The organism is Mesorhizobium sp. B1-1-5, from assembly GCF_006443065.1.
Lineage (GTDB): Bacteria > Pseudomonadota > Alphaproteobacteria > Rhizobiales > Rhizobiaceae > Mesorhizobium.
The window spans coordinates 1-1299 of sequence record NZ_VFWS01000447.1; the positions used below are offsets into that span (position 1 = coordinate 1).

General features: G+C 65.4%; 1 pseudogene. It reads right to left on the reverse strand.

Going from position 1 to position 1299, the window contains the following annotated elements:
* Positions 1-1299 (reverse strand): annotated as a pseudogene (locus FJ980_RS32250) (DUF2339 domain-containing protein); the annotation flags it as partial.

Genomic DNA, 1299 nt, shown 5'->3' on the forward strand with positions numbered 1-1299 from the left:
ACTCCGTCGGTCAGCAGCGCCACGCAGATGATCAGCCAGAGTGCAGAATAGGTGTAGGTTTCCAACTGGCCAAGGCCTCTCCACAAGCCGATGAACTCGCCCTTGAACAGGCGCCGCACCGACAACGTGGCATAGGCGAAGGCAAGCAGTGCCGCAACCAGCGCCAGCATGGCGGCATACCATTTCGGCCGCTTGTTGCGGGCATAGAGCGCAAGCCCTCCGGCCGCGACCGCCGGCAGCAGATAAGCGAGGAACAACAGGTTGAAGACCGGGATCTGCCCGGTCGACTCGTCGGTGAAAAGCGGGTTCAGCACCAGCGACCGAAATCACGCACGCCGCCATGGACCCGTAGCGTAGCACGGAACTTGGCGAGCGCCTGTCGATGGCCACGAGTATGGCGCCGGCGCCGATCGCGATCAGCGTGTAGATGGCCTGTTCGGCAAGTGTGGGCGCATCGCTGTTGAGGACACCGCCATGCATGGCGTGGCGCACCAGCATGGCAAGCGTCAGCAGTGCAAACAGCGCCGCCGAAGCTTCCATGGCCAGGCGCGGCCGGCCGTCGGTGGTGCGGGCCAGTTGCCAGGCGGCGAAAGCGAAGGCGAGCGCCGGCACGCCATAGCCCGGCAGCAGCCAGTTGAAAACCGGGGGCGTCGACAGGAACCCGGCACCGACGACGGTCGGATCGAAGATGACACGTCCAAGCACCGCCGCGACCGCGCCGACCGAAATCCAGCCGAGCACCGGATAGGAACGCCAGCGTGTGGCCAGCGCCGGCACGATTGCGGCCGCATTAAGCAGGATGGTTGTCCAGCCGGAACTGAAGGCCATATGCAGCATCAGCAGGCCTGCGAGCGCGGCTCCGCCGAGCGCGAAGGATACGGCCGCCCTGCCCTGCAACGGCGGTTGCTCGCCGCGCGCGATCCACTCGCCGCCGGCAGCGAAAACCACGACCAGCAGCGCCGCCACGGCGGCGTAGGCAAGATCGAGGTCGAGATTGCCGAACGTGAACCAGAATGCCTGCAGGACGACCAACGGCACGATGACGCCCCACGCCGCCCATGACGCAGCGCGGAAGTGGGTCGCGGCGGTAAATTTGCGGGCGGCCCAGAAACCGGCGCCGATGAAGACAAGGCCAAGCGCAACACCGATGCGCAAGGTCAGTGCGTTCGATGTAGCCAGGGGCACGGCATCGATGCCCAAGACGTCGCCTGAAAAATCAGAAGCGATCGAAGTCGGCGGGATGATGCCGAGATAGATCAGCACCGTCACCAGTCCCGCCGCATAGAGCAGTGGCAGCGC